Here is a 26,633-nt window from a genome sequence, read left to right as displayed (position 1 = left end):
TTCTAACAATGCCGTATGCCCACCTCCGCACACCCAGGAGAAGGAGTATCTGGGATCAAATGTGGTTCTCTTTTTACATTCTTACTATTTTTTTCAGAAAATAAGCAGCGAGCAAAATGATCATCTACATGTTCCAATAGAGTTGGGTGGGTCTTTGAGCAGTCTACCAGCTGGTTACTACATCGGGGATGGTACCTACAACCGGAAGGAGGGAAGATCAGACTTGGAGACTGACCTGAAACGTTCATTAGCCCTTTTTCTGGAAGCGAATGCAGTAGTGCAAAAGTATAAGGGTGTTTTGGATCGGAGATGACCGTTGCCGTTTTCCCGATTTCAACGATTTCTCCAGCATACATCACTGCAGTCCTATCTGTAAGTTTAGTAGAGACGTCCAGATCATGAGTAATTAAGAGCATGGAAGAGTTTTCCTTCCTGACAAGCCTGGCAATTATTTCAAGAATTTGCAATTTTATATCAGGATCAAGCCCCTTTGTAGGTTCGTCTGCAATAAGAAGTCTTGGCTTGAGAGCAAGCGCTACTACCATCATAACCCTCTGCAGCATCCCACCACTGAACTGGTGAGGATACTCAGACTTTCTTGAAGAATCTATTCCAACAAGCTCAAGCATCTCTGAAGCCTTCTTTTCTGCATCTTTTTTTTTCATGCCTTCATGGTATCGATAAATTTCAGCAATTTGACTACCTACAGAGAGTACTGGGTTAAAACAGATTGAAGGATCCTGTAGCATGATCCCTATTTCCTTTCCTCTTAAATTTCTCATTTCTTTTTCAGACAGACTTAAAATATTCTTACCCCTGTAAACGATTCTCCCTTCTGTCCTTGCATTATTTGAGAGCAGCCTTAAAAGTGCTTTTCCAAGGGTAGTTTTCCCACAGCCTGTTTCTCCAATAAGCCCAAAAATCTCTCCTTCTTTGATCTCAAAGGAAATGTTTTCGTTTGCTTTTACAAGGCCCTTTGGGGTTTTGAAAGAAACGTTCAATTTTTCTACTGAAAGAAGTTGAGTGGAGGGGGAAGAAATTCTCATCTATCCAGCACCTCCTGTTTAGTATACTGTCCCAAGCTGGCTCTTAATCCGTCTGCTGCAAAATTGAAAGCAAAAACTGTAAGCATAATCATGAGACCCGGAATAAAACAAAGGTGAGGATATGTGCGCAGGTATGGAATTCCGGATTTGAGCATAGAGCCCCACTCAGGTGTAGGAGGCTGGATTCCAAGTCCTAGAAAACTTAGAGCAGAGGCAAAGATTATTACATGGGCAATCTCAAGAGTCCCAAGAACGATTACAGGTTCCATGCAGTTTGGAAGTATATGTTTTCGCATGATGTAGAAATTTGAGGGTCTAAGAGCCCTTGCCGCTTCCACAAAATCTCTCTTTTTTAAAGAGAGAACCTGTCCGCGTACAAGCCTTGCATAAACAGGCCATTGAGTAAGGGATAAGGAAAGGACGACACTTAAAAACCCCGGCCCAAGCAGTCCTGCTATCATAAGGGCAAGAATGATATTGGGGAAAGCCAGCATCACGTCTACACCTCTCATAAGGATTTCATCAAACAAGCCTCCTTTATACCCTGAAAGCAACCCAAGAGAGGTACCTGCAATGGATGTAGCTGCAACAACGAGAATTCCAATGCCGAGAGAAATGCGTGTGCCATAAATTACTCTTGAAAAGGTGCAGCGCCCAAATTCATCAGTTCCTAAAGGGAATTCATGGCACGGGCCAAGAAGTCGTTTGTCAAGTTTCTGGACAAAAGGATCATTTGGAGAGATATAGGGAGCAAATAGGGCCAGAAAACATAGGATAGCAATAAACAAAATTCCAAAGAGTGCAAGTCTGTTTTTTCCAAACCTCCATAGACTTAGCTTTTTTTCATTCATAGAAAGTTTTTCAGTCATTTTTATATTTTCACTCATACATGTCATACCTGATTCTCGGGTCAAGCACTGCATACAATATATCTACTGCAAGGCTGGAAAGAGAAAAGAGCACTGCGATAAAAAGAACACAGCCCTGAACCATAGAAAAGTCTCTTGCAAAGATCGAATCAACAAGAAGTTTTCCGATACCTGGCCAGGAGAAAATTGTTTCCACAATAACAGCTCCTCCAAGAAGATAACCCAACTGCATTCCTGCAAATGTAACAACTGGGAGTAAGGCATTTTTCAGTGCATGCCGTAAAACGACAGTATACTCATCAAACCCTCTGGCACGTGCAGCCAAAATATATTCTTTCTCCATCACCTCCATAAGACTAGCTCGGGTAAGTCTGGCCGTAATTGAAGACATTGAAATTCCAAGGGTTAGAGCAGGAAGAGCAAGGTGACTCAGGCTTCCATACCCATAACTAGGGAAAATATGAAGAGTCAGGGAAAAAAGCCAGATCAGAAGAATTCCAAGCCAGAAGTTAGGGATAGAAATGCCTATCAAGGAAAAAAACGCGCAACAATTGTCAAGCAGAATATTTTTCTGAAAAGCGCTCAGAACTCCTATAGGTAAGGCGATTAGGAGAGAGATTAATAAGCCGGCAACTGTAAGTTCTATAGTTGCCGGCAACTTCAAGAGTATTTCTTCAAGGACATCATCAGAGGTTATAATAGATCTTCCAAGATCAAGATGCAAGAGATGATCCAGCCATATAAAGTACTGGAAATAAACAGGAGCATCAAGTCCTTCTGCTTCCCTGACGGATTCAATCTGGCTTTTATCAAGATCCTGTCCATATCTCTCAAGAGCTATGAGCTCAGCAGGATCTCCTGGCGCAAGGTACATGGCAAAAAAAGAAACAAGAGTAACCCCTGCTATTACTATTAATACCATGACCAAGCGATTTGCAATGTACTTCCACATAGATATTCTTCTTATGTTTCTGTCGTTTTCTGATATCGGTCTCTTAACTTCTGATGCTTTCAGATATTCCATTTTAAGGTTTATCTTCCCGTTTGTGAAGTTTCTAATGTTCTGTCCTTTCGGAACCTTGTTTTAATTTACTTTCTTTCAAGATAAACTCCAGAGAGGTCCAGCCAGGGATCTTCTGCTGTTATCACAAAACCTTTTACCGAAGGCCCGGTTGCTACTACCTTTTCTTCATGTACAAGATAGAAAGCAGGGACTTCTTTTATTACAAAATTTTGTAGAGCGTAATAGAGTTCTTTCTGCTTCTGCGGATCTATGGTCGAATCTGCTGCATCTACAAGCTGGTCATAGGTTTCATTGTGGTAGTGAGAGTAAGGACTTTTGGAATGGTGAATAAAGAAGTGTTTTGGATAGGGACCCCAGACAAAATAGCCAGTTCTGAGTATCATGCCAAAGTTTCCCATACCTTCTAGTTTACTGATCGCTCCCTCATCAAGTACTTGAATTTCCACATTCATTCCTATTTTTCTGAGATCTTCCTGCGCAACCTGAGCCATAAGAGTATGCCTGGCTGCCCATGCACCCTTACTAACAAGCAAGGTACAATTCAAGGGACTTCCATCTTTTTCAAGAATTCCATCCCTATTGGAATCTTCCCATCCTGCTTCTTTAAGTAGAGCCTTTGATTTATCAAGGTCTTGCGAATATGTTTTCAGGTCAGGTTCAGAGTACATCATGTTGGGAGAATACGGTCTTCCTTCTGCCGGTTTTCCAACGCCGTTAAGGATATCGTTCACTAAGGCTTTGGTATCTATTGCGTAGGCAACACTCTGGCGTACTTTTGTATCGTTAAAAGGAGTTTTATCGCAATTGAATTGCAGGAAATCCGTAAAAGTACTTAGCTTCTTTTGAACCTGGATACTTTTTTTGGCTTCGAGCCTCTTGACATCATACTCTGGAACCTTGATAATCATATCCAGTTCTCCGTTCTCAAACGCCATAACTTGCGTAGAAGGATCAGGGATGATTTTAAAACTAACTTTATTAAGCAGAGACTTATTTCCCCAGTAAGCATCATTTCTTATAAGCACTATTTCCTGATCTTTTTTCTGCGATTCAAACTTAAATGGTCCTGTCCCTACCGGTTTGATGAAATTTCCTGCTTTATCAAGACAACCAGGCCCCATTATGGGCCAGGCTACATGAGTCAGGTAAAAAGGTAGAGGCATGGGTTTTTGGAGAACAAATTTCACGGTATAGTTATCAAGAGCCTCTATACTTTTAATCGGTTTCAGTACTGCCTGTCTCACATAGGATTTGTCAGAGTAAGAAAACACAACCGAATCTGCGTTAAAAGGCGTACCGTCATGGAAGGTCACATTCTTGCGTAGGTGGAAGATCCATGTCGTCCCGTTGTCAGGCGTTTCCCATGACTCGGCAAGTCCCGGGATAATATTCAGGTTAGAGTCAAGCCTTACAAGGGTTTCATAGACCTGAGACCACACAAACCTGGCATCACCATCCGCAAACTTGTCAAGATACCAGTTGTTAACGTCTGAACTTATGCCCACAATAAGGTCCTGAGAGTTTTCCACGAAACTGTCTCCTTTGGCAGTTTCATCGTTTTCTCCGCTTATGCAGGCGCTTGCACCAATTACTGCAAGCAGCATGCAGGTTAGTAAAATAGGCTTGAAATTTCGATCCATAAAATAATCCTCAATTCAGCTAAAAGGACTTCTAAAAGGACTTTTAAAGAGGCTCCCTCGAGGAAAAATCGAAGGACACGATTTATCTCGAAACTAAAAATTAACTTAAATGCTATGTAGGCTAGAAAGATGGATATGTTTCTATTATCTTTTTATTGTGAGTAAATTATTATAATAAATGTGAGTTTAATAAATTATTGTAATACTTAGTTAAATAAAAAAGTTTTCTTATAAAACTAAATGTAAACATTGTTAACAGAGATATTACCTTGTTGAAAGCGTGAACAAATAAACCAAATTCTCAATTATCTCAAAAATCGGGATAAAAATATTGTGCTCAGATAGTAAAATCAGTGGTTTGTTACTTCACTTGCAGTCAATTGCAGAAAATCTCCAATTTTTCCGTACTGTCAATTAGAGTTCAACAAATGTAACTCCGTTGATTATCAGCTCTGATACAATTGTTTTACCATTTAACAAAGTATATATATTCATATTTGTATTCGCTTTTGTAACATATATTGGTAATTTCGAGTAATTGCATGTGCAAATAGTTTGAGCTGATAATATGGACCCATGTAATATTGACTGGAATGAAGTCTGGAAAGGGACGTTGGAAAGAGAGTTACAATCGAACAAAAATGTAGATTGTTCAGCTATATGGCACAATAAGGAAAGGGCCAGACGCTTCTGGAAGATGTTTCAGGATAATAACGCAAAGACAATAACCGAAAAGAGGATTAAGGGCATGAAACTCTCTTCTGACTCCAGAGTCCTTGATATAGGGTCAGGGCCCGGTACCCTTGCAATTCCGATTGCACAGCAGGTAGCTCATGTAACTGCTGTTGAACCTTCTGACGGCATGATGAGCGTCATGAAGGAAAATATTGAAGAGTACGGAATCAAGAACATCAACTGTGTACACAAAGATTGGGAAGCCATTGATGTCGAATCCGATCTTTCTGCTCCTTATGATGTGGTTTTTGCTTCTTATTCCTTGGGCATGAAAGACATACGGACTTCAGTTCAAAAGATGATAGATGCTTCTTCAAGGTATGTTTATCTGTACTGGTTTGCGGGAGAAACTTCATGGGATATGCATTCTCGGAGACTCTGGCCTTTCCTTCACGGATATGAGTATCAGCCAGCCCCGAAATGCGATGTTCTCTACAATGTGCTCTACAGTATGGGAATCTACCCAAATGTCAAAGTTTTCCCTTTCGAGCACGTCCACAGGTATGCAACTTTTGAAGAAGCAGTTGAGGATTTCAAGTCGTATTATAATGTAACCTCAAGTACCCAGGAGACCGTTCTCAGGTCCTATCTGAAAGGTATTCTTGAGGTAGACAACGGGAATCTTATTCAAAGAGGATGGTCCACCAGAGTAAAAATGTGGTGGGAAAAATAAACTGAGGATATCGGGGATCTTAACGAACCGCTACTTCCTCTAGAAAACACACGTTTCTGTTTAAGCTTGAACACAATTTTTTGAGGCTTTTTACGTATTTCAGAGTAGCACTATCAGGTCTAAGGGGAATAAAAATCATTTCCAACATAAATCAAATTTATAACTTGTCCATTCCTCGTAGATTTGACAGAACTTCATGAGTACTGGGTAAAACTACTCTTTAATTGTGGATCAGGTTGGTGTAGATGGCAAAAGTTTGGTCCTCTCTGTGTAAAAACGGAAGAGAAACCGAGTCAGAAGTTGTGAAAGCGGACGGGCCTCCTGAAGACAAGACATTTACAGTAACTGCATACATCGAAAGCATAGTGAACAGCTCTACTTTTTTGTGAATATCTTCACAATTTCCTTATAAAAACCAATGAGCTTTTGAACTGAAAATCATTTTATCCATAAAGAATGGCAAGTGTCACGTTGGAGCCCTTCTATTTAATTTAAAAACTTTTTTACATTTTATAAATATTGATATTTTCAAAGGTCTCAGAGCCAGAAAAGGCAAAATATACATAAATAAAAGAGACATGGTATAAAATGAATAATTTGTGTTTGAGTAAAATTTCGGAGTAAAATTATTTAACTAGTAAAATAATTTAAAAATATGTGAGATGATCCTGTGAAAACCTATCTTCTGGTCTGGTTCAGCAGTGAAGGAGCTCGTCCGTCGGAAGTAAACCAGCGGTTGATGTCTCTGGGTTTCGAGCCTATGAAAGGCAGCTATGATTTTGTGTACAACTGGAATAGCAATGTTAATGTTGAGACAATTCTCGAATTTGGGGATAAAGTATACCTGAGCCTTCAGGGCACAGGTGTTATGTTCAAATTGGAAACACTGTAAATAGGGCTTGCAAAAATTGAATTTCCCTGACCCTGCTTAGCAAGGAATGTACCGAATTTAAGCAGTAAATAAACTACTGGTCAGGGGTAATTCTACAGGTAGTCCAGATTGTGAATCCTTGCATGTAATCTATGCCAGTTTCAGACGCTTAAGCATTTTTTTCGTTTCGGTTTTTTTCCTGCTCACCCTTCTTCAGGGAATCCCGAAACTTTATATAATCACAGGTAGCTCCCTCAAGAGTTATTATTCTGCCATTAATACTTCCTTTTTCTATTATAAGTTCTACAACACTTGGGTTTGACATCCTGGGTCTGGTAGGAGAGCCAGGACAAACAAGCACAACATCGTTTTTCTCTATCAATGGCCGATGCAAATGACCGAAAATCAGAATATTTACCCCCATCTCTTTTGCGAGGTAACCCTGTGCAGTTGTATCGGTAACCGAAAGCCCTCCTTCATGTACAACTCCGATTTTTACACCTTCAACTTCGAATGTCAGTCTTTCTGGAAGGAGTTTTTTGAGTTCGGAAGTGTCATCATTTCCAAAAACGGCTTTTAATTTGCCGCTTGCGTTGAAGGCGTTATAGGCTTTTACGGTACTGAAATCTCCTGCATGGACTATAAGGTCACATTCTTCAAGCAGCGTTTGAAGTTGTTGGGGAATTTCTCCGGTTTTCATATGAGTATCGGAAAGTACAATCATCTTCATAAGTAATCTCCTTATTATAAAATATGCCCTTTAAAGTTAAATCTGTGCTGCAAGCCTTTTCAAAAAAGGCTTGAGCGAAAACGCCGAGCAATGGCGTGACAATTGGTTCACTGCAAGCCTTTTTAATAAAGGCTTGAGCAAAAACACTGAGCAATGGTGTGACAATTGGTTCACTGCAAGCCTTTTCAAAAAAGGCTTGAGTGAAAATCGTTCGAAAAAGCAGGGATAAAAGTCATTTCTTCATTCAGGTATTTCATTCGTGTTTGGGAATGATAAAAATATAACTTCAGAGTATTTTGATAAACTTAACTTCTAATAATTGTTTATGTACCAAATATAAATAACCTGTCGAAATTGATGTTTTTCGAAATTATCTTCATGTTTTCAGTTTAGGAATTTATCTGTAGTTCCATTTACCATAATCATTTCTGGTAACAAAAACCCCTTGATATTATATCTGAATCATTCCTAACTATATTGGAAGTTATATCTAAATCATCCTTAAATATGTTGGAAGTTATTGACCGATAAGATCATGAAAACAAGGACTGAAATAAAAACAAATGGAGATCAAGCATGAAAAGACTTACCAGGAAAGCATGGTTTCAAAAAAGGCGTATCGGTTGGGGTGTTAGACCGGCTAGCTTAGAAGGCTGGTTGGTAACTATTGGGTTTATAATTATTGCTCCGCTTGTCGGTATGTATTATCATGAAGAGAGTATAACCAGATATATTATTCTTATATCAATGGTGGTTATCCTTATTGCGATTATTCTTTTAACTGGCGAGGCACCAGGCTCTGAACTGTGGGATGAATTTAAGAAAAAAAATGATAAGTAAGGAAAGTAATGCGTTTATTTGAATTTATAAAACCCTTCCGAAATGGAGGAGTATATATCCGCTCGAGAGAAATTTATTCAGCTAAACAAAGCAAACTTAAACATGGAGGCAGATAATTATTCTGGAAAATCCAGCTGTTTTGAGAGGTTCTGATAAAACTGTCCCGTAGTGATAGTACTCGGAAAAATTAGAATTTTTTGATTCAGACCCGCAGGTCTGGAATTCATTTAAAAATCAGAGAAGAATTACTCGAGAGTCAGGTCTACGAGTTCATACTCAAGGTTTTCGGTTTCCAGCCTGTTAAGGAGGGAAGGAACCTGTTCATCTACTGAGACTACAAGGGATGATAAACCATGGTATGCAGCCTCAATAACTGATTCGTTACTTCCGAACATAACATTTGGAGTTATGCCGATCTTACGCAGAGCAATAAGTGCTTCGACACCGATAGCGGCTATATAAGGTTTTGAGTTTGTCAGGGATCTCAGACGTTCAATATCTATTTTTCTTGATCCTCCACGCTCAATTCTCGGAACCTTGCAGATCGTAATCGTAGCATTTTCCAGGTCGATCAGGCCTCGTAGGCTCGTTACTCCCACGTCTTCTCCGGAAGATGCATCGGAAATTACACTGCCTGATGCACCTGTTTTTTCCGTACTGCTTACGTACAGGAGTCCCCTTTCCATTTTCAGGTATACCTGCTCGCCTTCTTTCATATCCTCTTTTGCAATCGCTGTCCAGGTTGAGACATGGCTGATTATATCCTCCATGACAAAGCGGGCGTATTGCTTCATTTCCGTGGCATTTTCAAGGACCCATTCCACACCTTCTTTTGTAATCCTGTACCTGACACGGCCCTCAGTAACTATCAGCCCGTCATTTACAAGTTCTTTAATATATTCAGAAACTGCCTGGGGAGTTATTCCTATCTTTGCAGCAATTTCTTTTTGTCTTACATTAGGCTGGTGAGCTGCAATTTCGATAAGAACCTGAAATTTGGTTACTCCGCTTTTAGTCTGGAGGATTTTAATCATCAATCGTAGTTCTCCTCTACATCTTCAATTAATTTTAACCTTTGCCCCATTACAGAAAGCCTTTCAGATCTGCGGGCAACAGCACAAATATAAAATGGGTTTCTATTAAGCGTCCTTGTGAGGTTGCTCATGGAGGTATTGCCTTCTTCTACTAGCCTTTCCAGTTCTTCCATCGCATCTTTGACCTCTTCATATGGCTTGAAGGTCAGCATAATAATATCGCTCAAATCCTCAAAAGAACACTGAAAATTAACCTGAACCTTGGAATAGGAGCTGTGGTATTCTTTGGAGGGTTTTTGCCCTGCCTCCGGAACTCTCCACTGGCTCTCCAGGAGCCCGGCTTTTTTCAGGATATGAAGGCTTTTTGATGAGTCTGTACCCATGAATTCATCTATCTCTGCTCTGGTCATCCACTTGTTCGAAAGTGTGTCAAATATTTTTTTGTGAGTTCTTGACCCAAAAGTCCTGAGTAATGGTACTAAATAGGAAGGATCGTTAATTATTCGAGTTCTTTTACCCATTTACTCCTCTCCTTCTCGTCTTACGTTATAAGCTTTCAAATATAATAAAGATTTGTAATTTGATTACTCTCTATAATCAATATCAAGCCCTTCAGGCCCTTTCCAGTTAAAAATCGGAGCTTTTCGTTTCAGTTCGCGGCATTTTTCATGAAGTGCATGGGCCACAATAGGGAGAGCAATAGTAGCATCCACGAAGACCTGCACTTTTTTTGCCTGAGCTGCAATTTTTCCCCAGGAAACGGCTTCATCGAAAGTACAGCCTGAAAGACCTCCCCAGTGAGGAGCATCAGTAGTGTACTGAATTGCATAATCATGCCCTCCGATATGCATTCCAAGAATAGAAGCTATTACTTCGGTCTGCTGGATAAAATTCTTGGGGACTCCACCTCCAATATAAACAACTCCGGTTTTTCCTGATTTTTCGACAATCTGCGTGACCTCATCAACGTCTTTTATCTGGTCAATATCAAGTTTCAGTCCTCTTCTTCTTGCAATAGTAAGCCCGATTCCTATTGAGCTATCAGAAAGTGCAGGAATGAAGATAGGGATATTGTGCCTGTATGCACTTACGACTATAGAATCCTCGGCCGCTCCACGCCTTACAAGTTCTTTTCCTAGCAGATACATGAACTCCCTTGAGGAACAGGATATTTCCCCGATTTCTTCTGCAAAATCCGCAATCAGGTTATCTGCAGTCCTGAATTCTTCCTCAACTGCAAAAACATCGTAAATTCTGTCCACTCCATGCTCAAAGAGGTTTTCATCATCAACCAGATGTGAACCCACATAGTGTTTCTTGCCGAGAGCTTCATGTGAGTCATGGAACATGTTCGCTCCTGTGCTTACAAGGCAGTCTATCATCCTCTCCTGGATCATATACGAGATAACCCTACGCATACCAGCAGGGACCATAGCTCCTGACAGGCCCATAAGCACAGTCATATTTTCTTGTTTTAGCATGTTATGCCAGGCCTGGACCGATTCGGCTAGCTTTCTTCCCTGGAAGCCTGTCTTAAGCATTCCGTCCATCAGTTCGCTTACAGACCTGTCTTTTACATCTATCGGAACGGTTGGGTTATCTGTGAACACATTAAGATGCATACCATTCTCCTAATAAGCAGATAATGATAGTTTTGCATGTGATTTCTAAGACCTGAAGACACTTGGCAACAGGCGGCAAGAAATGCAAATAGCACTAATAATTATATAATTTATTAAATATCAATATATGCAGACTCTTCCTCGACAATATCAACAGAGATGAACCTTCCTCAGGAAACTAATTTGTCAGGCTTGAACCAGGATCAAAGAATGTGAAATTGACAGCATGATGAGTATACTTTATTTCCAGAGTGAAGTTCGTAAACAATCGCAGAAATTGTTGTAGGTATACTGTTAATGCTCGGGTTGTTAATGTTCATATAGTAAAGACTGCTACGGATATCACGGTCATCCAGTCTCCATGCTCATCTACAGAAGATGACCTGGGAAAACTGAGAGTCCTGAGGGGGGCTTCGTTTGTCCATGTACTGTACATGCTTCGTGCAAGTTTTTCGGAATGTTTCCCAACGTCCTGTGCAGTCTCTCCATATGCATGGTATTCTGATATGTAACCGTGCCTGTTTATGTTTTGAGGGAATGCACAACCAACTGATGCACTGAGCGTTCTTCTTGGCTCATTGGAAGAAATCCTGGACATTACGCAAAACACAATCTCTCCGGGACTTAACTCTTCAAGCCCTTCCTCTCTGGATACAACCTCACATTTGGGGGGTAGGATAGAACTTACAGTTACAAGGTTAAATTTCTCAATACCTGCATCCCGGAGTGCAACTTCAAATGATTCAAGATTTTCGGGGTGTCTACCAACTCCACTTGTAAAAAATACTTTTTTGGGAATTAATTTCGTAATCATCTTTGCAGCCTTGTGAAATAATCAATTTAAGCCTAATCCAAATGGCAATTATTATTTTTAAGCATTGCCCTTCAATTCTGCTGGAAAGAGCTCAATTCTTATTTATTTAGTTAATACTTAATATAATAAAATTGCACTGACTTTTTTTATTTTTTTCCAGGTTTTTCTCGAGTTAAACTTTCTTAACTTTTCATTTGAAAGTTTCATAAATCTTTTGTATAAATTTGCCAGTCTTTTCTTACATTCTCTGCACTTCTCCTTTACAAGCTCTCTCATAAGCTTTATATTATGCAGAATAGTTACATCGTGTATTACTCCCTGCAATTTTCTTGCTTACTTCTCTCACAGACAGAAAAGTCAGGTCTTTTCGAAGATTTGAAAAGATACGGGCTCGTTTACTTGGCTGTTCCAAAAAATGCTTTCCCGGCCTGAGTCCTGAAGAATTAATTAACAACAATAAAATATGATGTCGGTACAGATGGAAGAAAAACTTAACCTTAAACTCCTGGAACTACTTGAAGGTAAGCAGCTCTCAATCAGTGGGCTTTCCAGAGAATTAAAAGCCAGAGGCATAGATGAACACCGCCTGGTTCTTACAGGCTATCTCAGGGCACTCAGGGATCTTGAAATTCTGGAAGAAACTGAAGTTCCTCCCTCAAAGATCTATGCTTTGCCTGAAAAAACCACGGAGCTTTTATCTGAAAAAGGAAAAGAGTCCAGGTCTACGGAACTTTCTGACCCGGAAGAAGTTTATTCTATTCTCAGGGCCCAGCTTCTTAAAATCAACCTGGATTTCAGGATTCCTGTAGGAGTATATGTGGTCTCCAGACTGTTTGAAAGGCCCTGTTTCCGCAGGGAATTGAAGCTTATAGGAATCACTCAAAAACATCTTGAGCAGTACCTGGAAAAACCCGGCATAGTCTGTGAAGCTCAGGATACACATTTGAAAAAAGCCAGAGCCGACATTACGAAAATTGAGATACCTTCTGATGACCCTGCATATGAAATGCGGGAAAATAAGGAAGAAGTAATAAGGCTTGCGAATGAAGTCCTTGCAGGGCTGATAAAACACAGGCTTGACCTTGAGGGTCTGGTAGCAAAGAGCAAGCAAACTACCCTTCTACCGTGAAGATCTTTGCTTGTTTAAATCGTAATTTACTTCTTTCAGTTCATCTCTTTCAATTGATCTCTTCCAATTGATCTCTTCCAATTGATCTCTTCCAATTGATCTCTTTCAGTTCATCTCTTCCAATTGATCTCTTTCAGTTCATCTCTTTCAATTGATCTCTTTCAATTGATCTCTTTCAATTGATCTCTTTCAATTGATCTCTTTCAATTGATCTCTTTCAATTGATCTCTTTCAATTAGTTTCCTTAATTTGAAATCTCACATTGACAGGTTTAAACAATTTGTTGGTTGTTGGTTGGTGATCCGGACATGAAAGTAGCCTGTATCCAGATGGATGTGTTGCATTGCAGAAAGCAGAAAAACCTTGAAAAAGCCCTGCATATGGCTCTCGAAGCCGTAAGAAAAGGAGCCGAACTTATTGTTTTACCCGAAGTCTTCTCAACAGGGTTTTGCTACGAGAACTTTGACCATGCAGCAGAGACCTTACCTTCTCCACTCCTTGAAAACCTGGCATGTTTCTCCGATGCCAATGACTGTGTTATCATGGGCTCAGTAATTGAAAAAGTCGTTCCCGAAGAGACTTCTGACAGTGGGAAACCTGTGGATTCTGAAAATTCTACTCTTTCGGATTCCAGTAATTCTTCATTTTACTACAATCTTGGTTTTTGCTTTGAATCAGGCACTCTTGCAGGTAGTTATCGGAAAACTCACCCATTCAAAACCGAAAACAGTTATTTCTCAAAAGGCAGTTCTATAGAGCCCATTTCTCTTAAAAAGCAAAATCTGAAAATCGGTTTTGAGATTTGCTATGAACTCCGCTTTCCCGAGGTTGCAAGAAAACTTTCCCTTGCCGGTTCTGACCTGCTTGTGACCACAGCCGCATTTCCCAATCCAAGGTCTGAACACTGGAAAATTCTCGCAAAGGCAAGAGCAATTGAAAACCAGATCCCACATATTGCCTGCAACCGGATAGGTTCTGCTCCTGACTGCAGTTATTTTGGAAACTCCATGATAATCGACGCCTGGGGTGAGGTAAAAGCCGATGCGGGCAACAAAGAATGCATAATAGTACATGACCTTGACTTATCTGGAAAAAACGAAGTCCGTAAAATGATTCCTGTTTTTGAGAACAGGAGAACTGAACTTTACTCTGAAGATTGAAAGATTACTTAATCTTTTTTTCGATAATTATTCCTGTGACCATAATACTTACTCATCTTATCGGTAACTGGTTTATCTTAATTGGATGAATCTTAATTGGATGAATCTTAATTGGATGAATCTTAATTGGATGAATCTTAATTGGATGAATCTTAATTGGATGAATCTTAATTGGATGAATCTAATTTTTCGATTTTAGGGAGTCTTAGTTGTTAACTTCTCTCATTAACAGCTAAAGTTTTTAATTTCATTGATTTGCTAATTTTCACTTTCCCTTGTAAACTATCCCTTAGATAATATCATGCTCAGTCAGAGGTTGTTTTCATTACGTCCAAACAGAGGTTATTTTTATTATGTTCAATCAGTGGTTGCTTCTATTATGTACAACTAAAGACTGCTTTTTTACATTTTATCCTCAAGTTTCAGAACAAAATGTAATCACTATATAAAAAAATGTATATATTATAAACAATCTAATAAACTACTAGAGTATAATATAATTTTTTGTCAAAGATACCGAAAATTAAGAACAATCTGTTACTTTTAACTGTCAAACTTATGTTAAATTGAAAAATAAAACATGCCATGAAATTTAAGATTTGGAGGAACAATGATTCCTAACCACAGATACAAACCCTGGATCTATTTTACTGCGACCTTTATCGCAACTTATGCTCTCTGGTTTGCAGGAGCATATCTAAGTTTTCAGGATGAAGAAAATGAACTTTATATGTTATTTATGCTTCCTGGGTTGATGGTGCCTTTTCTGATCTCACATTTTATGATTTTTACGTCAAAAAATTCGAATTTGAAAAGGGATTTTATTAACAGGCTTATCAACCTCAGGCTAATAAAACCAAGAATGCTTCCACTATTTTTCTTGATAATGCCTATAACTGTTATCGTATCCATCTTTATTTCGCTTCCGTTTGGAGGATCAGTTTCGCAGTTTCAACTTGCTAATGGTTTCTCTTTTTCGACAGGGTCCGTACCTACATTGGTTTTTCTTATGCTTGCTGCATGTTTTGAAGAGCTTGGATGGAGAGGGTATGCATTTGACAGTCTGCAGAGCCGATATACCTACTTTATGGCTTCAGTAACTTTCAGTATACTATGGTCGCTCTGGCACTTTCCTCTTATATTTGTCAACCACTTCTATCAGTACGAAATTTATCACGAAAACATATGGTACGCGGTAAATTTTTTTGTCGGTATCATTCCTATGGGGGTATTTGTCAGCTGGATCTGCATTAAAAATGGAAAAAGTATTCCTGCAGCAATTCTCTTTCACTTTATTGTAAATATCTGCCAGGAGGCACTGAATATGTCTCAGATGACTAAGTGCATTGAGACTCTAGTCATTACTGTAGTTGTCGCTATAATTATTGTATTAGACAAAGAAATGTTTTTTTCAAAAGTAAACCTTTCTCCAAAAGTAAATCCTGCTCCTGAGGCTCACTAAATGACAGACGAACCCGAAAAACGGTGATTGAACACAAAAAACTTTATCCTAGATTTCTTTTTATCTGGTTTGGACAATTTATCTCAATAGTAAGTACTGTGCTTTTAAAATATTAAATCCAGAACTCTACTGCGGAAAGTGCAATATCAGGAAAAATGCTATTTTTTGAAGATGACTGCGGAAAGGCAGGAATAATCAGACGTAGATGAGCAATGGTATCGAGAACAATAATAATTATTTTATAGCTGAGCCCAAAAAATAAAAAGTTCCGGGATTCTTCAATCTGCCCGGATGCAGGTTCTTTTAGTTGAGAAGAACCTTTTATTCTTCCTTCTTTTCTTCAATATAAATAGCGGGCCTGAGAGGTTCGGCAAACCTTGACTTCTTTTCAGGGTCAAAGGCAGGAGAATCGGCACTGTGGACTTCAACAGGGCAGCCAATCTCTTTTTCCAGGAACGAAATTGACTCTTTCAAGAGAGTCTGTTCATCAATGTTAGGACCTGTAAGGATTTCATACCTGTCTGCACTCCCGCTTTTGAACTCCGGAACGATTTTCTGTACAAACTTCGGGATTTCCTTGCCGAAACGCTTGAGGTCAGGGTTTGCCATTAGCTTTTTAATAAGAGTGCCTACTTCGAGCGAACATTCAAGCTGCATCTCGCAGGCGCACCTTATCGCTTCGGCTTTCCAGGCAGGTGCTGTGTAGAGGTGAACCTTCTGTGGGGTCATCTTTGTTACCCTTATGATTTCCTCAACGTCTTCCAGGGTTCCCTTTATCATTTCTTCGGCAAGCTCGGCACCGTCATCTATCAGATCTTCGTTATAGAGTGGGTACTGGGCAAGGGAGATGGGGTCCTTATGTCCCATTGCTTCCCAGATTTCCTCACAGAGGTGCGGGGTAAAAGGAGACATAAGCCTGACCCAGTTGTCCAGCACATAGTAGAGCAGGGTCTCTCCTCCCCGTCTCTGGTACCATTTGACATCATTTTGCAGCAGGAAAAACGAATTCTGGATTGCTTCCCTTGTCTGGATAGAGTAGAGGGCTGCATTCGTATCCCGGATATAGTTCTGTATTCTCGAGAGTATCCAGTGGTCAATCTGCTTTAGCTCAGTGCTAAGGTCCGCACGTTTTCCGCTCTCAATAACACTATTTGCAAAAGAATAGAACCTGTCTACCTGCCTTCTGGCAGATTCGATTCCTGTCCTCTGCCAGTCTGCGTCCTGCGTCTGTTCGGCTGTGGAAAGGATATACATTCTCGTTATGTCCGCACCATATTTGCTGACTGCGCTTTCCATTGTCAGGATCGGGCCTTTGGACTTGCTCATTTTCTGCCCTTCAAGAGAAACAAAACCGTTTACTGCAAGAGCTTTAGGCCATTTTTCCTCTTCAAAGAGGGCTACATGGTGGAACAGGAAAAAGAGCAGATGGTTTGGGACAAGGTCTTTACCTGAAGAGCGAAGGTCAACCGGATACCAGTAATTGAAATGCCTGCGGATCTCTTCAAGAAGCTCCGGACTGAGGCCTGTATCCGCACTGGCTGCTGCCAGATCGCTCTTTCCAAGCAGGACATAGTCAAAGAATGATAGAGTGAGATTTTCGATCTTCAGTTCACCGTTTTCGATAAACCTGGCAATGACATAATAACTCATATAAATTGTCGAATCCCCTAGAGATTCAATCAGCCATTCCTTATCAAATGGAAGGCGGGTTCCAAGGCCTTTCCTGCGAGCGCAGGCTTTATCCTTAAGCCAGTCAACCTTGTTTTCAAACTCGACCCTGTACTCTTCAGGAATAATTCGCATCTCATCCAGGCATTTATATACCTTTGCTTTCCATTCGGGATTTGAATAGTTAAGGAACCACTGGCCTTTGACCATGTTTACGACACAGGGAGTACCGCAGCGGCAAACGACAGGTTCGCTGAATTCATAAAAGGTCTCTCCGGCATTTGAGCTGATGAAGTCTCTGGTAAGGATATCCTTGATTTTAGATACAGCCTGTCCTTCGTATTTTCCTGTAAGCTCCTTAAGGACTCCACCGTGGAACTCCCTTCTGTATACAATCTTTGTAGCTTCCTCGGCCTTCGGGTCTTTCTGGCTTGTAATTCCCATGCTTTCAACAATTTCCTTTGCAGGGAATTCTCCGAATTCAGGTACCTTGATAAGGGAGATCAGTTTGATGTTCCTGAGGTCTTCGGTTATTCCGTACTCGCTCAGGTCCGCATCGTAAAGGTCGCGAAGAGCCAGGTAGTCAAAAGGTGCATGGGCAGGCACGCTCATGACTATTCCGCTACCGTTTTCAGGCCTGACAAAAGAAGCGGGAAGGGAAATTATTTCGTCACCCGTAACCGGATTTGTGAGTTTTATTCCTATTATCGATTTTGCAGGTACGTCTTCGATATACTCGACTGTCCGGTCCGTAAAAGTCAGTTTTCGGAAAGCTTCTTTGCTGACAACCCAGAACTCCTCATTTTCGCCCTGCGTCACCTTTGCTTTTACATAGGTTACGTCGGGATTGACCCACAGGTTAGTCACTCCGTATGTCGTTTCCGGCCTGAGGGTTGCACAGGGCAGGACCAGGTCTTTATACCGGAATTTGATCAGCGTATATTCAACAATAGTAGCTTCTTCCCCATGCAGGATGTCATGGTCTTCAACAGGGTTATTGTCGTTCGGGCACCATTTCACCGGATGAGAACCTTTTACTATCAGGCCCTTTTCCTCAAGCCGAATATATTGCCACTCTATGAATTTCTTATATGTCGGGTCAGTTGTTGTAAATTTGCGTCTCCAGTCAATGGAGTACCCGATATTACGCATAGCTTTTTCGGATTCGCGCTTGAAATAATCAACAATTTTTTCAGGGGTATCGAGCGTCGGCAGGATGTCTCCTGGAATTCCATGGAGGCGTTCATAGACGTCCATGGTCTGAGGGTCTCGATTTGCAATTAGTTCGGCAAGCCCCACAATGGGTGTGCCTGTGACGTGAAAGCCCATAGGGTAAAGCACGTTATACCCGAGCATCCGTTTGTGCCTTGCAACAACATCCCCTATTGTAAAAGTCCGGGTATGCCCCGCGTGCAGGTTTCCATTCAGATAGGGGTAGGGGATGGTTATAAAAAATTTTTCTCGTTTATCGGGCTCGGCCTGGAAAATCTGGCTTTCATTCCACTTTTTTTGCCACTTTTTTTCGATCTCGTGAGGCTTATAATCCTGCTCCATTCGTGTTCACACCCATCGATTATTTTTCTACTATTATTCCTATTGTTATCAATTTTTCAAGTTTTATTCCGCTTTTCCGAAGATAGCTTCCCGAATGGCTTCTATACTGGCATCCACAACAATAGGCTCTTCGCAGACGTCAATTACGGTCTGCGGGTCTTTAAGCAGGTGTCCTGTAGTAATACAGACAACAGTTTCGTCTCTGCTTATTACGCCCATATCAACAAGTTTCCTAAGCCCTGCAACCGAAGCCGCACTTGCAGGTTCGACACCTATTCCTTCAAGTCTTGCAAGGTCTTTCTGAGCTGCAAGGATCTCTTCATCAGTAACGGATTCTGCAGTCCCTCCTGATTCCCGGATAGCAGAAAGAGCCTTTTTGGCGTTAACAGGGTTTCCGATCCTGATTGCTGTTGCAACGGTTTCGGGTTCTTCCTCAGGAGTAATTTCCGGAGCCTCGCTCTTTATGGCTTTTACAATGGGGCAGGAGCCTGCAGCCTGAATACCGGTCATCTTCGGGAGTGAGTCCGTTATGCCAAGCTTCTTAAATTCCCTGAAGCCCTTCCAGATAGCTGTAATGTTTCCTGCGTTTCCTACGGGCAGGACAATTCTGTCAGGTACTTTGAAGCCTAGCTGGTCTGCAATCTCAAAACCGATAGTTTTCTGGCCTTCCAGCCTGTAGGGGTTGATTGAGTTCAAGAGATAGATTTTCTCCTGGGAACAAAGGGTGCGTACAAGGGCAAGTGCGTCGTCAAAATTTCCACGAATACTGAGGACCTTTGCTCCGTGCATAAGGGCCTGGGCTACTTTTCCAAGAGCAACTTTTCCTGCAGGCAAAAGCACGATTACAGGAATCCCGGCTTTTGCCCCATAGATTGCAAGGGCTGCTGAGGTATTTCCCGTAGATGCGCAGGCAACGGTGCTCATGCCCAATTCAAGAGCTTTTGTAACTCCTACGGTCATTCCCCTGTCTTTAAAAGAGCCTGTAGGGTTCATGCCTTCGTGTTTCACATAAAGCTCTTTAATTCCTATTTTCTCAGCCAGGCGGTCACATTTGTAAAGTGGAGTTCCGCCTTCCCTGATAGTTACAGGTTCTCTTTCTATAGGAAGAAGTTTTGCGTACTTCCAGACCGAAGGACATTCGGTCTTCAATTTTTCCATATCTATTTTAATTGAGGAATAGTCATAAATAACATCAAGCAGCCCATCACATTTGCTGCATGTGTAAATTACTTCATCTTTGGAATACTCTGCACCGCATTCGATACATTTGAGATGATACATTAAATTTCTCCTGTTTCTGATATTTTGGATTCCAGGTTTTACTCATACCTGACTGATGTTAGATAGCCCGAATTCAGGCAGCATAATCTGGATTTTGGACTAGTATAATATTAGAGTTTAATAATATTTTGTATCCTTAACACTTTACTTACTTTTAAATTCTACTGTTTTTGAGTTTGTTATGTTTCCAGTAAATTTATAATATTTCCAGTAAGTTTGCTATGTTTCCACTATGTTTTCAGATAGTAATCCTCTGCAATAATTCCGCGAATTCCGGTTTAAAATCAGGTGCTAAAATTAATATGTCTAAAAATGATATTTTAATATCCACAACTTTAAATTTTATCAGAAAAAAACTTTATTTTTTTCCAGGTGAGCACTTTAAACTTGTCTGCCTGTGATTAACAATACTACTGGAGAAATATGAAATATCGTCCACAATCTCATATTCATATATGGAATATCTTGATTCTTTCTTTTTCGTCAGCATTCTCCATGAAACAGGGAAACTAATATTTGTTGCAGACTAATTTGTTAATATAATGTTCAGTGCAGGTTAATTTGTTAGTATGATATTCAGAAAAGTCAATAATTGCATATTCTAGTTTTATTGCATATTCTAGTTTTCTTCAGTCAAACTGATATTCTTTTACTTCTTTACTGAGAAAATAACCAAGAACTGTCCTGATAAGTACAATCGTACCAAGTACTGTAAGATCCTGTATAGTCGGATTTCTCAGGGTTCCAAGAATAGCAACTACGATGTAAAACTCAAGTCCGAAGAGTATTCTATTCGTAAGTTCCTTCCTTATTGTTGCGAGGTTCTGGGGCTTTTTTAGTGCCTCAGAGAATAAAATCTGAATTGTTGCCCTTAATCCTCCATAGATAATAATAGTTGTCCCTATTGCTTCGAAAACCCATTCGAAATAGAGCAGGAAATTGTTAAACAATCCAGACAACAACCTTTTCACTCTCCAGGAAGTAAATACTGGAATTAGCTTACTGGAATTAGCTTACTGGAATTAGCTTACTGGAATTAGCTTACTGGAATTAGCTTACTGGAATTAGCTTACTGGAATTAGCTTACTGGAGTTTGCTTAAACTTGTAGTCAACTTTCAGTCAAAGTGATACTCTTTAACTTCTTTACTCAGGAAGTAGCCAAGAACTGTCCTGATTACTACAATAGCTCCAACAAGTAACAGGTCATCTGCTGTAGGGTTTCTTACAGTTACGATTATATCACCAACTATTAACAGTTCGAGAGTGAAGAGTATTTTGTTCGTAAACTCTCTCCTTATTTGTTCATATCTGTAGGGTCTTTTGAAGGCTTCCAGAAGTAGAATTTTAGTTGCAGCCTTTAATCCTGCGTATACTACAAGAAGTGCACTCACAAGTTCGAAGAATCTAACAAAAATCTCCAAGATCACACTTGTGAGTTCAAGTACCATTCTTACCATTCCAAAAGTACCTGCTTTAGAATAAACTCAATCTCAAAAATTAGGGGTCTAATATTACATAGAAAAAGTTTTGAAAGCTTTGTCCAGAACTTTTATTCTATTCTTTCTATATTCTTTATTTAATATATCTTTTATCCCGAAGACATGTTGCTCAAAAAAGCTTTATTTCTGTCAAATATCCGCTGCTTGCACGGACGCCAGTGCAATTTTGATTTCTCAGTCTCTTATTAAATATATTAATATATTTAATATATTTGCTGCTGAAAGTAGGTCATAACAAAAAATCTGTGCCTGAAGAGAAAACTTAATAGTTTCAAATGAGGAAAAAAGGCTACTGTACCACAAACTTCCCAAACGAACTTCGCGGGCTATAAAATATGTCTTCCCTGTAAATTACGTTTGAATCTCAACTTAGTCGCTGAGTAAAACATAATAACTCAGTTAAAGTCCAATAAAAATTTTATCCGGTGATAACACACCGGAGCAAAAAAGTTACAGTATTTGTTTACTTTTTCTCAGCATTCAGGTTACAATCCCGGAATTTCTCCGTGTGCCATATTGTATGTTTTGACAGCATTCGGAGCTCCAAGCAGGAGTTTTCTAATCCTGTTATAAACACTCGGGTATTTCTGGGCGTCAAGTTCTCCGAGGAGGTCTGCCAGGATCTTTACAAGCGGGATATAATAATTTGACTCCATCTGGTCTATGTTTGCAAAGGCATTGAGCATGTTGACCGTACTGTACTCATTCACAGGGGCCAGCTTTCTCAGTATTTCTGCAAAAAGAGCCCTGCCTTCTTCGGTCTGAAGTGATTTTTTCCTGTTGCGGGCAAAGCTTCCATAAAGAGCACGCTGGTCATTTGTTTGCTCGATTCTGAAAGCATCTGACCTTTCCATTTCTCTGACAAGTTCCACTGCGTCAACGCTGCTGTTGCTTCCTATTACAGAAAGGAAGGCTTCCCAGGCAACAAGGCTTTTCTTTGACTCCGCTTCAAAGGCTCTCAGAACTTCAATTTTATCTGGAGCCGAGCTGTTCAGGTATGCGGCAAATGCGCTCAGCCGATCCGTTGCGCAGGTTGCAGTCTCGAACTGTTGTTTTATCATTGCATGAATCTCAGCAGTATCAAGGGTTGCAAGGATGCCAAGACAGACGTTTTTGGCCTGCCGGTTCTTGATTACTCTCGCCGTCTCCTCAAGAGTTGAGTCCCTGGGAATCGAGGCTTCTTCAAAGAAACGATAGGCGGAAATTACGGAATTTACATATTTCCTGGCAACAGCTTTCAGGAGTTTCTGTCTTACCTCGTAAAGCTCCTGGTACCTGTGGGCAAACTCTTCATCCTCAACGGACTCAAAAATGGTCAGGAACTGACCTCCTGCCTTTTCAAGAAGCTGCCGGTCATTGAGAAGCCTGTAGTAAAGTTCTATAAAGCTTTCAGAGGGCTTGGATTCGGGATTTTTAAGGAGCTTTAATTTTTCCCTGTCAACAAGGGTATAGAAAGCCGTAAACCTGCCTATGATATCTCTGTCCTTCCTTACCTGCATCATGAGCTCGTCATGGCTTGCTTTGTATACAAGCTTCCCATAGAAAGAATAACCTCTATTAAGGGATAGGAAGGCTGGCATATCTACGTTTTCAATTACAATCTCTGAGCTTTCCCCGCTCACCCTTTCCATAATTTCTACAAGGTCGCTTCCGTTTTCGTCGACAAGAGCTGCTCTGAAAGGGAATTCCCAGGGTTTTCCGCTGTCTGGGAATTTTTGTTTGAGGAAGAATGTAAACTTCCTGGCATCCCGGTCATATTCGGCTGAAACCTCAACTACAGGGAACTTTGTCTGCCTCAGCCAGGTTTCGGACATCTCCTTTAAGGGCTGCCCGCTTTCTTCCTCCATGGCTTCCATCCAGTCCTGGGTGGCTGCATTGGAATGTTTGAACCTTTTGAAATACCTGTCCAGGCCCCTGACAAAAGTGTCCTTCCCTATAAGAGACTCGACCATGCGCACGTATTCCGGGGCTTTTACATAGGTGACTGCAGTAATCAGGTCATTTGGGTCGTTGAAGCCTTCAGGAATGATTGGCATGGAAGCTGCACCAGAGTCCAGGGCAAAAGTTCCCGAAGCCGGAGCAAGCAGTTCAAGCACTCTGCCCAGCCTGTTGTAGTCCTCGCCAAAGAAAAAGGCGTGATGCTGTTCTTCTACATGGACGGTCACGGCTTCGTTCAGCCAGATTTCAAACGGGCTTCTTCCTGTGACTTCAGACCCGTTCTGGTTGTGGTGATATTCGTGCGCCTTTACCCGAATCATATATTCATAAGCCGCATCTGTCATCTGCGGGAAAGGCATTATACGATTTGTGGTAATTGTAGTGTTCCCGACATTTTCCATGCCTCCGAAGTCCGAATTCTGCATGCCGATTTCCCTGTAGACGGTGCCTGTATACCTGTATCCGGGATTGATGGTTTTGTTAAGTTCTGCAAGCCTTTCCCTGACCTTTTTAAAGTCTTCTTCCAGAACGGATTCTGGCTTTCCTTCAAATTTCATCTTCTCTCGCATGCGGACAAGGTCCCAGAGCTCTCTCCTGACAGGCAGCTTATCCTCATCGAATTGCTCAGGCCCTGTGAATAGGTAAACCCACATAACCGCATCATGCAGGATATCCAGCGCTTTTTCGGCTGCGGCTGCATCGGATGCTGGCGGCACGAGCAGTTCCAGCATGAAAGTGCCTCCGTCAGGATACTCAAATTCCCTTTTAAAGGTCGAATAAGTCCCAACTCCCAGGAAAAAGAGATAGGTCGCCATCGGCGTGACCGAGTTATCATATACGATTTTATCTCGCCCGGGTTTTACCGTATGCCTCTCAATCACGACATCCCCATTCGTAATAAGGTTCGTGTACCTCGAGTCCGCAATTATGGTAGTCTTGTAAGTGCATTTTGCGGCCATATCGTCAATACAAGGCACAATCCTCTGGAACCCCCACTGCTGGCACTGCGTAATCTGCTGAGGAGGAGCTCCTGCCGGCGTTTCGTCATAGTAAAGCCCTTCAAGGATATTTTTAGTCGGCCTGCAAACCGTATCCGTAATGACCGTAACTTCGGTATGCGGAGGGACCTCTTCCCTAAAATTAATCTCAAGAATTGCATCATCTTTCCGGTATCTGTAAGAAACCTCGTACTGTATGCAGCTCACAGCCCTGATCTCAAGGTCCCTGCAGTTTAATTCCAGTGTCTCGATAGGAGCATCTTTTGTCCTTACCCTGAGTATGGACTTTACATTCGTCCTGTCATCATAAACATCAAATACCAGATCCATATGCAAAACGTTAACAGTAAGTTCCCCGAAATCTTCAGGATAATATTTGCAAAGCCTACATTTCATAAAAATGTCACCAAATAAAATTATAAGAGTTATATTATAGGATAGAAAAGGAAGGTATGAGATTTAAAGGTGTAGTCTTAATGGAGGGAATTCTTCTATGTTTTTATATAGTAATTTAAAAATTTCTCCGATATTGTTTATTTTTTTATATTACTTCATATCTTAAAATTTATGTCGCTTTCTGAAATTTCATCAAGCTGAGAATAAGTAGGCAAACATACCGTCTCAAATACTGTCTCAAAGCAGAACTAATTTCTACAGTTGGATAATAGACAATAATGAACTTAAATCTAAATAAGGATTATTCTACAATTTAGGCTCTAATTAGCATTTTAATTGAATACTTTTATCTAATGCGTAAGTCCTATGGATGAGCTACAAGTTTAAGGTATATTTACCTGAACTCCGGAATAATTACGGTCTGGATTTTAAAGCTAGCATTGCTTATTATTCAATTGTATCAATATTTTGAATTCTAAGACAATTTATTAGAATTGAGATGATAATGCCTTTTTAATCCTATTTCGGGTATATTGCTTGTTTAAAGATCTTCTTGTATAGAAATTACCCAACACTTAGTAAAAAATTTAGTATTAAAATTAATATCACAAGTATTATCAATACAGATTTATATGTGTATATTATGTTTGTTTTTTGATAAAAATAATTTTACAGGTAGTACCCTGGAAGAGGTGTAGAGGATGAAAGAATATCTGTCAATGCTGCTAATGTCAATTCTTGTTTTTGGAGTTGTTCTCACGGGCGTTACCGCTGGGGCACAGGGAAATAACACGACCGAAAATCAATCGGTATCTCAGGTCTCAACTACCAATAGATCCACACCTACAAACGAATCATGCCTGGTCAATGTAACTGAAAATGTAGAAGAAACAAAAGGAACTACTACAGTCGAACAGAAATTCAGGATTGGCCCGACTGTAGTCCTTCGACCGGTTAACGACGTCATTACTGAAAACGAAGATGGTCTTGTTGAACTTTATATCGATAATCCATCCCTCAATGACGTGACTTTGAATGTGGATGCAAGGATCAGCGTACCCTCTGGTATTCATGTATACGGACAGGGTTTTGGCCAGACAGGCTCAGCTGGCGTTGTATATGGCATGTTTTCAGTACCGCCAGGAAATTCCCGGACAATTTACATTAATATAAAAGGAGAAAAGGTGGGTAGCTATACTGTACATTTCACAGGTCTTTACTGGCCTGGAGATAAAAAGGACGATTATAGTCCTATTTCCCTTTCTCATCCCTTTACAGTCAAGGAACCTTCCAAGAACTCCACAGAAACTCCTGACCTTGAAGAGAACTCTGGAGTAGAAGCAAAAGGACAAGGTTCATTCAGTACCCCCGGCTTTGGAGCAATAATTGCAGGCATAGGGCTGCTAGGCGTGTATATTGTTAGGAGAAGATAATTCGAAAATAAATAGAGCTCAAATGGCTTAAAGAGGGAATATTCATGAATTTTCCCTTTTTAAGACTCCAGCCAGTTGTAAAATAAAACCAATGAGTTTGAAACCCAGGTGAAATATTGAAAATCCTACCAGATGAGAAATTGCCATCTTTATAAATTTAATAGACAAATCTCTGTGAACAGATTTTCTTAGATTTTCGGCGACTTATTGCGTTTT

General features: G+C 40.5%; 23 protein-coding genes. 8 read left to right on the top strand and 15 right to left on the bottom strand.

Translation table 11 applies throughout. The features are described from left to right. Window positions 1-2: 2 nt before the first annotated feature. The 4 genes from MSBR3_RS13465 to MSBR3_RS13450 form a co-directional block, all read right to left on the bottom strand. Entirely contained in the window at window positions 3-1,046 is a 1,044-nt protein-coding gene (locus MSBR3_RS13465; RefSeq protein ID WP_048108761.1) for an ABC transporter ATP-binding protein, read from the bottom strand. Beyond that, window positions 1,043-1,942: a nickel ABC transporter permease subunit NikC gene (gene nikC, locus MSBR3_RS13460; protein ID WP_048108760.1), complete on the bottom strand. Its 900-nt coding sequence runs from the start codon at window positions 1,940-1,942 to the stop codon at window positions 1,043-1,045. The genes MSBR3_RS13465 and nikC overlap by 4 nt, the downstream gene beginning before the upstream one ends. After that, window positions 1,926-2,939, bottom strand: coding sequence for a nickel ABC transporter permease (gene nikB, locus MSBR3_RS13455; protein WP_230627486.1), 1,014 nt, complete (start codon window positions 2,937-2,939; stop codon window positions 1,926-1,928). Before nikB ends, nikC begins: the two co-directional genes overlap by 17 nt. A gap of 65 nt (window positions 2,940-3,004) precedes the next feature. Beyond that, window positions 3,005-4,579 carry an ABC transporter substrate-binding protein gene (locus MSBR3_RS13450; RefSeq protein ID WP_048108759.1) on the bottom strand — a complete coding sequence of 525 codons (1,575 nt, stop codon included), beginning with the start codon at window positions 4,577-4,579 and terminating at the stop codon, window positions 3,005-3,007. 568 nt (window positions 4,580-5,147) lie between these two features. Here MSBR3_RS13450 and MSBR3_RS13445 point away from each other — a divergent pair. From MSBR3_RS13445 to MSBR3_RS13440, 3 genes are all read left to right on the top strand, one after another. Beyond that, on the top strand, window positions 5,148-5,987 hold the full coding sequence (locus MSBR3_RS13445; RefSeq protein ID WP_048108758.1) for a class I SAM-dependent methyltransferase: 840 nt from the start codon (window positions 5,148-5,150) through the stop codon (window positions 5,985-5,987). Window positions 5,988-6,232: 245 nt separating this feature from the next. Continuing rightward, window positions 6,233-6,376: a dsRNA-binding motif domain-containing protein gene (locus MSBR3_RS20435; RefSeq protein ID WP_155396824.1), complete on the top strand. Its 144-nt coding sequence runs from the start codon at window positions 6,233-6,235 to the stop codon at window positions 6,374-6,376. Between the two features lie 281 nt (window positions 6,377-6,657). Beyond that, window positions 6,658-6,879 (top strand): hypothetical protein, encoded by a 222-nt coding sequence (locus MSBR3_RS13440; RefSeq protein WP_048108757.1) that lies wholly within the window; start codon window positions 6,658-6,660, stop codon window positions 6,877-6,879. A 148-nt stretch (window positions 6,880-7,027) separates the two neighbouring features. Here the strand turns inward: MSBR3_RS13440 and MSBR3_RS13435 are convergent, their stop codons facing one another. Next, window positions 7,028-7,588 (bottom strand): metallophosphoesterase, encoded by a 561-nt coding sequence (locus tag MSBR3_RS13435; protein WP_048108756.1) that lies wholly within the window; start codon window positions 7,586-7,588, stop codon window positions 7,028-7,030. Window positions 7,589-8,164: 576 nt separating this feature from the next. Here MSBR3_RS13435 and MSBR3_RS13430 point away from each other — a divergent pair. Continuing rightward, window positions 8,165-8,428, top strand: a complete 264-nt coding sequence (locus MSBR3_RS13430; protein WP_048108755.1) for a hypothetical protein — start codon at window positions 8,165-8,167, stop codon at window positions 8,426-8,428. Between the two features lie 245 nt (window positions 8,429-8,673). Here the strand turns inward: MSBR3_RS13430 and MSBR3_RS13425 are convergent, their stop codons facing one another. The 5 genes from MSBR3_RS13425 to MSBR3_RS13405 all read right to left on the bottom strand — a co-directional run bounded on the left by MSBR3_RS13425 (window position 8,674) and on the right by MSBR3_RS13405 (window position 12,174). Beyond that, the gene (locus MSBR3_RS13425; protein ID WP_196297063.1) at window positions 8,674-9,462 is read right to left on the bottom strand and encodes a DUF7839 domain-containing protein; all 789 of its coding nucleotides are present in this window, start codon (window positions 9,460-9,462) and stop codon (window positions 8,674-8,676) included. After that, window positions 9,462-9,983, bottom strand: a complete 522-nt coding sequence (locus MSBR3_RS13420) for an ArsR family transcriptional regulator (protein ID WP_048108753.1) — start codon at window positions 9,981-9,983, stop codon at window positions 9,462-9,464. The genes MSBR3_RS13425 and MSBR3_RS13420 overlap by 1 nt, the downstream gene beginning before the upstream one ends. A 63-nt stretch (window positions 9,984-10,046) precedes the next feature. Then, entirely contained in the window at window positions 10,047-11,084 is a 1,038-nt protein-coding gene (locus MSBR3_RS13415) for a deoxyhypusine synthase (RefSeq protein ID WP_048108752.1), read from the bottom strand. Window positions 11,085-11,400: 316 nt separating this feature from the next. Further along, on the bottom strand, window positions 11,401-11,898 hold the full coding sequence (locus tag MSBR3_RS13410) for a pyruvoyl-dependent arginine decarboxylase (protein WP_048108751.1): 498 nt from the start codon (window positions 11,896-11,898) through the stop codon (window positions 11,401-11,403). Between the two features lie 117 nt (window positions 11,899-12,015). Then, window positions 12,016-12,174, bottom strand: coding sequence for a hypothetical protein (locus MSBR3_RS13405; RefSeq protein ID WP_155396822.1), 159 nt, complete (start codon window positions 12,172-12,174; stop codon window positions 12,016-12,018). 187 nt (window positions 12,175-12,361) lie between these two features. On the opposite strand from MSBR3_RS13405, the gene MSBR3_RS13400 reads away from it, so the two are divergent. From MSBR3_RS13400 to mmrce1, 3 genes are all read left to right on the top strand, one after another. Continuing rightward, a complete protein-coding gene (locus tag MSBR3_RS13400) occupies window positions 12,362-13,027 on the top strand; it encodes a hypothetical protein (protein ID WP_230627484.1) in 666 nt (221 codons plus the stop codon). A gap of 308 nt (window positions 13,028-13,335) precedes the next feature. Then, a complete protein-coding gene (locus MSBR3_RS13395; RefSeq protein WP_048110529.1) occupies window positions 13,336-14,187 on the top strand; it encodes a nitrilase-related carbon-nitrogen hydrolase in 852 nt (283 codons plus the stop codon). A 610-nt stretch (window positions 14,188-14,797) separates the two neighbouring features. Then, on the top strand, window positions 14,798-15,649 hold the full coding sequence (gene mmrce1 / locus MSBR3_RS13390) for an MmRce1 family CPBP family CAAX prenyl protease (RefSeq protein WP_048108749.1): 852 nt from the start codon (window positions 14,798-14,800) through the stop codon (window positions 15,647-15,649). A 321-nt stretch (window positions 15,650-15,970) separates the two neighbouring features. Here the strand turns inward: mmrce1 and leuS are convergent, their stop codons facing one another. From leuS to MSBR3_RS13365, 5 genes are all read right to left on the bottom strand, one after another. Beyond that, window positions 15,971-18,871 carry a leucine--tRNA ligase gene (leuS, locus tag MSBR3_RS13385; RefSeq protein WP_048108748.1) on the bottom strand — a complete coding sequence of 967 codons (2,901 nt, stop codon included), beginning with the start codon at window positions 18,869-18,871 and terminating at the stop codon, window positions 15,971-15,973. Window positions 18,872-18,934: 63 nt separating this feature from the next. After that, window positions 18,935-20,152, bottom strand: a complete 1,218-nt coding sequence (thrC, locus tag MSBR3_RS13380; protein ID WP_048108747.1) for a threonine synthase — start codon at window positions 20,150-20,152, stop codon at window positions 18,935-18,937. A 629-nt stretch (window positions 20,153-20,781) separates the two neighbouring features. After that, window positions 20,782-21,111, bottom strand: a complete 330-nt coding sequence (locus tag MSBR3_RS13375; protein ID WP_394297714.1) for a DUF1622 domain-containing protein — start codon at window positions 21,109-21,111, stop codon at window positions 20,782-20,784. 157 nt (window positions 21,112-21,268) lie between these two features. Beyond that, on the bottom strand, window positions 21,269-21,610 hold the full coding sequence (locus MSBR3_RS13370) for a DUF1622 domain-containing protein (RefSeq protein WP_394297713.1): 342 nt from the start codon (window positions 21,608-21,610) through the stop codon (window positions 21,269-21,271). Between the two features lie 527 nt (window positions 21,611-22,137). Next, window positions 22,138-24,984: a M1 family metallopeptidase gene (locus MSBR3_RS13365; protein ID WP_048108745.1), complete on the bottom strand. Its 2,847-nt coding sequence runs from the start codon at window positions 24,982-24,984 to the stop codon at window positions 22,138-22,140. 701 nt (window positions 24,985-25,685) lie between these two features. Between MSBR3_RS13365 and MSBR3_RS13360 the strand changes: the two genes are divergently transcribed. Next, complete coding sequence (locus MSBR3_RS13360) at window positions 25,686-26,417, top strand: PGF-CTERM sorting domain-containing protein (protein ID WP_048108744.1); 732 nt, start codon at window positions 25,686-25,688, stop codon at window positions 26,415-26,417. Window positions 26,418-26,633 lie beyond the last annotated feature (216 nt).

The organism is Methanosarcina barkeri 3, from assembly GCF_000970305.1.
GTDB lineage: Archaea > Halobacteriota > Methanosarcinia > Methanosarcinales > Methanosarcinaceae > Methanosarcina > Methanosarcina barkeri_A.
This window is presented reverse-complemented; position numbering and strand designations above follow the sequence as displayed.

Bases quoted from the DNA above. Each gene is read 5' to 3' on its own strand.
- MSBR3_RS13465 (WP_048108761.1), bottom strand. From the start codon at position 1,046: ATGAGAATTTCTTCCCCCTCCACTCAACTTCTTTCAGTAGAAAAATTG.
- nikC (WP_048108760.1), bottom strand. From the start codon at position 1,942: ATGACATGTATGAGTGAAAATATAAAAATGACTGAAAAACTTTCTATG.
- nikB (WP_230627486.1), bottom strand. From the start codon at position 2,939: ATGGAATATCTGAAAGCATCAGAAGTTAAGAGACCGATATCAGAAAAC.
- MSBR3_RS13450 (WP_048108759.1), bottom strand. From the start codon at position 4,579: ATGGATCGAAATTTCAAGCCTATTTTACTAACCTGCATGCTGCTTGCA.
- MSBR3_RS13445 (WP_048108758.1), top strand. From the start codon at position 5,148: ATGGACCCATGTAATATTGACTGGAATGAAGTCTGGAAAGGGACGTTG.
- MSBR3_RS20435 (WP_155396824.1), top strand. From the start codon at position 6,233: ATGGCAAAAGTTTGGTCCTCTCTGTGTAAAAACGGAAGAGAAACCGAG.
- MSBR3_RS13435 (WP_048108756.1), bottom strand. From the start codon at position 7,588: ATGAAGATGATTGTACTTTCCGATACTCATATGAAAACCGGAGAAATT.
- MSBR3_RS13430 (WP_048108755.1), top strand. From the start codon at position 8,165: ATGAAAAGACTTACCAGGAAAGCATGGTTTCAAAAAAGGCGTATCGGT.
- MSBR3_RS13425 (WP_196297063.1), bottom strand. From the start codon at position 9,462: ATGATTAAAATCCTCCAGACTAAAAGCGGAGTAACCAAATTTCAGGTT.
- MSBR3_RS13420 (WP_048108753.1), bottom strand. From the start codon at position 9,983: ATGGGTAAAAGAACTCGAATAATTAACGATCCTTCCTATTTAGTACCA.
- MSBR3_RS13415 (WP_048108752.1), bottom strand. From the start codon at position 11,084: ATGCATCTTAATGTGTTCACAGATAACCCAACCGTTCCGATAGATGTA.
- MSBR3_RS13410 (WP_048108751.1), bottom strand. From the start codon at position 11,898: ATGATTACGAAATTAATTCCCAAAAAAGTATTTTTTACAAGTGGAGTT.
- MSBR3_RS13405 (WP_155396822.1), bottom strand. From the start codon at position 12,174: ATGAGAGAGCTTGTAAAGGAGAAGTGCAGAGAATGTAAGAAAAGACTG.
- MSBR3_RS13400 (WP_230627484.1), top strand. From the start codon at position 12,362: ATGATGTCGGTACAGATGGAAGAAAAACTTAACCTTAAACTCCTGGAA.
- MSBR3_RS13395 (WP_048110529.1), top strand. From the start codon at position 13,336: ATGAAAGTAGCCTGTATCCAGATGGATGTGTTGCATTGCAGAAAGCAG.
- mmrce1 (WP_048108749.1), top strand. From the start codon at position 14,798: ATGATTCCTAACCACAGATACAAACCCTGGATCTATTTTACTGCGACC.
- leuS (WP_048108748.1), bottom strand. From the start codon at position 18,871: ATGGAGCAGGATTATAAGCCTCACGAGATCGAAAAAAAGTGGCAAAAA.
- thrC (WP_048108747.1), bottom strand. From the start codon at position 20,152: ATGTATCATCTCAAATGTATCGAATGCGGTGCAGAGTATTCCAAAGAT.
- MSBR3_RS13370 (WP_394297713.1), bottom strand. From the start codon at position 21,610: ATGGTAAGAATGGTACTTGAACTCACAAGTGTGATCTTGGAGATTTTT.
- MSBR3_RS13365 (WP_048108745.1), bottom strand. From the start codon at position 24,984: ATGAAATGTAGGCTTTGCAAATATTATCCTGAAGATTTCGGGGAACTT.
- MSBR3_RS13360 (WP_048108744.1), top strand. From the start codon at position 25,686: ATGAAAGAATATCTGTCAATGCTGCTAATGTCAATTCTTGTTTTTGGA.